5 protein-coding genes and 4 tRNA genes are annotated in these 5,586 nt (G+C 50.4%); 2 read left to right on the top strand and 7 right to left on the bottom strand.

Going from position 1 to position 5,586, the window contains the following annotated elements:
- The 5 genes from ACKWMY_RS27725 to ACKWMY_RS27705 form a co-directional block, all read right to left on the bottom strand.
- The coding region (locus ACKWMY_RS27725) for a GTP-binding protein (RefSeq protein ID WP_235163334.1) at positions 1–171 on the bottom strand (171 nt) is incomplete at its 3' end.
- 111 nt (positions 172–282) lie between these two features.
- Positions 283–358: transfer RNA gene (locus ACKWMY_RS27720), tRNA-Thr, on the bottom strand.
- 6 nt (positions 359–364) lie between these two features.
- Positions 365–439: transfer RNA gene (locus ACKWMY_RS27715), tRNA-Gly, on the bottom strand.
- A gap of 195 nt (positions 440–634) precedes the next feature.
- Positions 635–719: transfer RNA gene (locus ACKWMY_RS27710), tRNA-Tyr, on the bottom strand.
- Positions 720–756: 37 nt separating this feature from the next.
- Positions 757–832, bottom strand: a tRNA-Thr gene (locus tag ACKWMY_RS27705).
- 393 nt (positions 833–1,225) lie between these two features.
- Here ACKWMY_RS27705 and ACKWMY_RS27700 point away from each other — a divergent pair.
- Together ACKWMY_RS27700 and coaA are read left to right on the top strand one after the other, a co-directional pair.
- Complete coding sequence (locus ACKWMY_RS27700) at positions 1,226–1,774, top strand: GNAT family N-acetyltransferase (protein ID WP_308873287.1); 549 nt, start codon at positions 1,226–1,228, stop codon at positions 1,772–1,774.
- Positions 1,775–1,994: 220 nt separating this feature from the next.
- Entirely contained in the window at positions 1,995–2,945 is a 951-nt protein-coding gene (gene coaA / locus ACKWMY_RS27695; protein WP_021808140.1) for a type I pantothenate kinase, read from the top strand.
- Between the two features lie 41 nt (positions 2,946–2,986).
- Here the strand turns inward: coaA and birA are convergent, their stop codons facing one another.
- Complete coding sequence (birA, locus tag ACKWMY_RS27690) at positions 2,987–3,949, bottom strand: bifunctional biotin--[acetyl-CoA-carboxylase] ligase/biotin operon repressor BirA (protein ID WP_098929072.1); 963 nt, start codon at positions 3,947–3,949, stop codon at positions 2,987–2,989.
- Complete coding sequence (gene murB / locus ACKWMY_RS27685) at positions 3,946–4,983, bottom strand: UDP-N-acetylmuramate dehydrogenase (protein ID WP_024531377.1); 1,038 nt, start codon at positions 4,981–4,983, stop codon at positions 3,946–3,948. The genes birA and murB overlap by 4 nt, the downstream gene beginning before the upstream one ends.
- Positions 4,984–5,586 lie beyond the last annotated feature (603 nt).

The following is a 5,586-nucleotide window of genomic DNA, read 5'->3' as shown; positions in this document are numbered from 1 at the left end:
CTTCTCTTCTGGCGCGTTGTCGATCTGGTCGAAAGCACGTGCAGAACCACCGTAGGTTTTAGCCAGAACGGTAGTGATTGCAGCAGTCAGGGTAGTTTTGCCGTGGTCAACGTGGCCGATAGTACCGACGTTAACGTGCGGTTTTGAACGTTCAAATTTTTCTTTAGACATCGATTGTCCCTCTAAGACACGGATAAATCGGTGGTATCACCACATCAACCAAGCATTTGCTTGTTGAATTCAGGAAACAGAAAGAAAATCAGGGGGCGAGAAATTAAGAAGTGGTGCTGATAGGCAGATTCGAACTGCCGACCTCACCCTTACCAAGGGTGCGCTCTACCAACTGAGCTATATCAGCACATCTTGGAGCGGGCAGTGGGAATCGAACCCACATCATCAGCTTGGAAGGCTGAGGTAATAGCCATTATACGATGCCCGCATCCTGGAACTCGGCTACCTGACTTTTCTGTAGACTTTAAAGGTGGAGAGAAGGATTGTTCGTCGCTTAACTCTTCACCCTTCGTGCCAGCAACTTCCGTTACGCGGCGCGAACTGTTTGAAGGTTTTCACCTTCCCCGACCGGCGCTTGATTCAGCATTACCGCTCGGTGTGACCCAGTACCTCGGGTCTAATATGGTGGTGGGGGAAGGATTCGAACCTTCGAAGTCTGTGACGGCAGATTTACAGTCTGCTCCCTTTGGCCGCTCGGGAACCCCACCAGATTTTAACTACTGTATTGACCACTTTATACTTGAATGGTGCCGGCTACCGGAATCGAACTGGTGACCTACTGATTACAAGTCAGTTGCTCTACCTACTGAGCTAAGCCGGCATCAAGTGCAGCGCATTCTAGGTAGAGCTGACGGGCTATGCAACAAAAAAATTGCGATCTAAGCCCTATCGCTCATAAATCAGCCGATTTCTGCATCCGGCTCGCAATTTTTTACCGTTGAGGCGCAAAATTTCATCAATTATGGGCATTACTCTAAACTATTTTAGACCTATCCTGCTGAGGCTTTCCCTGCACTTTGCTGTATCGCTCAATCAAAGATAGCCCATCGGTTGAAAGCCGCGATCTGGGTAGTGCACCACAAAGAGGACAGTGCTCTCTGATGGTGCCTGTATACCGCTTTCGTCCCTGGATTGGCTGCACCCGCACAGGCTAGCCGTATTGGCGCGTTTATTGCTTATCTTCATTATCCCAAATAACCAGGAGGTATGACCGATGAAAATTGTCCTGATCAATGCGGCAACGCTTCCCATTTACCGTGCCGAACTGGCGCAGTTGCTCACCGATGCGGTCACTCATGGGGCTTCAGTAGGTTACGACACGCAAATTCCCCACGAAGATGCCGAGAGCTACTTCCATAGCCTGCGCCCAGCATTGGCCAAAGGAGAGTTACTATTGTGGATTGCCAGAGATGAAAGCGGTGTCATTGGCACAGCCCAACTAGCCCTGTGTCAGAAGCCCAACGGCCGCAACCGGGCCGAAGTACAAAAACTGCTGGTGCACAGCCGCGCCCGTCGCAATGGCGTTGGCCAGGCGTTGATGAAAACGCTGGAAAAAATGGCGCTTGAGATCCACCGTGGCCTGCTTTATCTGGACACCCAGGCCGGCTCTGCAGCCGAAGCGCTGTATCGCTCGTTGGGCTACCGCTGCCTCGGGGAGATACCCGATTACGCCGCGGCTCCCGACGGGTATTACCACCCTACGGCGATTTACTACAAGCGGCTGTTTGCCGTTCAGCAACCCTCTCGCGCCGCCGCAAGCTGACCTGAAAACGGTATCATTACCCAGTGATACCGCCCTGCAACAAGCCCTTTATCAATTGCGTACCTGTTCGCACTATTGGTAAAAACTGCCACTAATCGACCACAAATGCGAAAAAAGTCTACGCCTAAAAGCCAGCTGTCTATAATATGCAGTTTGATTATTATCTGGAGTTGGCGTCCAGCGCCTTTCCCAACCTGCGTTAACAGGCAGAATTTGGCTTATGATAAAAAGAGATCAATCTTTAGCGACGCCTTACCTTCAGTTCGATCGCAGCCAGTGGGCCGCCTTACGGGATTCGGTGCCGCTGACGCTGTCAGAAGAAGAGATTGTTAAACTCAAAGGGATTAACGAAGATCTCTCCTTGGAAGAAGTCGCGCAGATCTACTTGCCGCTCTCACGGTTGCTGAACTTCTATATCAGTTCGAACCTGCGTCGCCAGGCAGTTCTGGAGCAATTCCTTGGCACAGATGGCCAACGCATTCCTTATGTGATCGGCATTGCTGGCAGCGTAGCCGTAGGTAAAAGTACCACGGCGCGTTTATTGCAGGCATTGTTGAGCCGCTGGCCGGAACATCGTAGCGTGGAGCTGATCACCACAGACGGTTTTCTGCACCCGAACAAGGTGCTGAACGAGCGCGGCCTGATGAAGAAGAAAGGGTTCCCGCAATCCTACGATATGCATAGCCTGGTGAAATTCGTTTCGGAAGTTAAATCCGGTGCCAAACGTGTTACTGCACCGGTTTATTCTCACCTGATCTATGACGTCGTTCCTGAAGGCAATAAAGTTATCGAACAGCCTGATATTCTGATCCTGGAAGGATTGAATGTTTTGCAAAGCGGGATGGACTATCCACACGATCCTCACCGGGTATTTGTCTCCGACTTTGTTGATTTCTCAATCTATGTCGATGCCCCTGGCGATCTATTGCAAAGCTGGTATATCAACCGCTTCCTGAAATTCCGTCAGGGTGCGTTCTCTAACCCAGACTCCTATTTCCATAGCTATGCGCAGTTGCCGGAAACGGAGGCGATCAACATCGCTACTCAGCTGTGGAATGAGATTAACGGATTGAATTTACAGCAGAATATCTTACCAACTCGCGAGAGAGCCAGCTTGATTATGACTAAGAGTGCCAATCACGCTGTGGAAAGTGTACGGTTACGGAAATAATCGATAACGTAAGAGAGGCCAATGGCCTCTCTTACTTTAGCTTATTCAGCACTCCGCAAAGATATTTCACCACCAATAAAGGGTTTTATTACTCCTTCCTGCTCAAGCAGCAATGCACCCTGCTGATCAATACCGCGGGCAATACCGAAAATCTGTTGTTCACCGATTAATAGCTTAACCGGACGATCGATAAAGTTATCTAATTTACGCCAACGTGAAATAAAGGGTGCTAACCCGTCTATTTCAAATTGCCGTAATGAATTGCGTAGCTCATTAAGCAATTTGGCGGCCAATTCATTGCGATCGATAGTGATCCCGGCTTCCTGTAGGTTGATCCAGCGCTGATCAATCTGACTGGCGTTGGTTTCGCGCATCGCCATGTTGATACCCGCTCCCAGCACCAACTGGGCTGCATCCCCGGTTTTACCGGTCAGCTCAACCAGAATACCGGCCAACTTGCGATCGTTAAGGTATAAATCATTGGGCCATTTCACACGGACCTGTTCTGCACCGAGACGCTGCAACACTTCCGCCATCACGATGCCAATAACCAGGCTCAACCCCATCGCGGCCGCTGGCCCTTGTTCAAGACGCCAGAACATGGATAAGTAAAGGTTGGCACCGAAGGGTGAAATCCACTGCCGACCACGTCGACCACGTCCTGCCTGCTGATACTCGGCAATACAGGCATCACCGGAAGCCAGTTCTGCAAGCCTGTCCAACAGATACTGGTTGGTTGAATCAACGACGGGCAACACCGTGACCCGCTTGTCTTCCAGTAAACCAAGAATACGCTCAGCATCCAGCAAATTGATCGCCGCAGGTAGGCTATAGCCTTTCCCCGGAACCGTGAACACATCCAACCCCCACTCCCGGATGGTCTGAATATGCTTGTTAATCGCTGCGCGGCTCATGCCCAATGACTCACCTAAATGTTCGCCAGAGTGGAACTCGCCGTCCGCCAGTAGGGAGATGATCTTCAGTGGTACTGTGGTGTCTCTCATGAAATGACCTCTACGGCATCCAGCTCACCAGTAGCGCCCATAAAACGTACCTCCGGCTCTAACCAGACATCGAATTTCTTCGCTACCGTATTGCGCACGTGCCTGGCCAGAGCAACCACATCCTGGCTGCTGGCATTATCGGCATTTACCAATACCAAGGCCTGCTGACGGTGCACAGCTGCGCCACCGATCTGATGCCCCTTGAGTGAACACTGATCGATCAGCCAACCGGCAGCCAGCTTTTCTTGCCCGTCCGGCTGCGGATAATGTGGCATTGCTGGATATTGGGCTAATAACGTTTTAGCGACTTCCCCGCTCACCAGTGGGTTTTTAAAGAAGCTGCCTGCATTGCCGGTAATACGTGGATCCGGCAGCTTGCTGCGCCGCATGGCGCATACCGCATCAAATACCTGCTGCGGCGTTACCGTCTTGGGATCCAGCTTGGCAAGGTCGCCGTAGTTCAGCAGCGGGCTCCACTGTTTGCTAAGCCGTAAACCCACGGCCACAATCACGAAGCCTTGCTTAAGCTCATGCTTAAAAACGCTTTCCCGGTAACCAAACTGGCAGCGTTCAGGGTCCATACGATCGATTTCGCCCGTAGTCAGGTTCAGCAGGTCGACATATTCACAGACCTGTTTAAGCTCAATGCCGTACGCCCCGATATTCTGGATCGGGGCCGAACCGACTAAACCAGGGATCAAGGCCAGATTTTCCAGCCCAGGGATGCCACGCTCGAGCATCTGGCTAACCAGATAGTGCCAGTTCTCTCCGGCGCTGACATGCAGATGCCAGGCGTCCTGCTCTTCCCTGACCGTGATACCTTTTAACTGGTTAATCATGACCGTACCGGCAAAATCCTCCAGGAACAGGACGTTGCTCCCTTCACCGAGTACCAGCAGTGGCTCTTGGCGCTTTTGCGCCTGCTGCCAGGCTTTAATCATCATTTCAATTTCTTCAGCAATGACTAAATGCGCTGCATTGACCGGGAGCGCAAAAGTATTGTGATGTTTTAAAGACGCGCTTTCAGTAGACATGATTTAAATACTCTGACGGAACAAATTATCATCTAGTCTACTCGATCCACCGCGCATGGCTATTATTTGTTTTTATTCACTTGTAATTTCTTGTTAGCTAATAACCGCAGTCCTCATGGGCTATTAAAAATATCCTTGTAAATCATAACAATATGATAATTACATTATCTCGACTCTTGCAGAAGTCTGAGTTATATAAAATCTATCAGCATTAATGATATGTATGAATTAGCCTGGCCGGTTTGGAACTAAAAATTTCATGAATATTTCCAGGTGGGAACCCGGTTATATTTAATCATTTACCAATGAAGAGATAATTCGGGATAGCCGAGTAATGTGTCCCCTCACCCTAACCCTCTCCCCCAGGAGAGGGAACCGATCGAGCCCGCTGTTTTCTCTGCGTCATACCCCATCCTTAGGCTGACTCATCACTGCCGAAGTGATATGGCTAATCAAAGGTTCCCTCTTTCCGAAGCCGCACGGGCTTATCCACGACACCGGACTGCTCCCTCTCCCCTACACAAGTATTCAGGATGTTCTCGGTTGGTACTCTGGGAGAGGGTTGGGGTGAGGGGCTTTCACTGACATTTTCTGTTTTTGACT

It is taken from the genome of Serratia sp. J2 (genome assembly GCF_046269175.1).
GTDB classification, from domain to species: Bacteria; Pseudomonadota; Gammaproteobacteria; order Enterobacterales; family Enterobacteriaceae; genus Chania; species Chania fonticola_C.
Note: the sequence above shows the minus strand (reverse complement) of the source record. Positions and strands in the feature narration are given on the sequence as shown.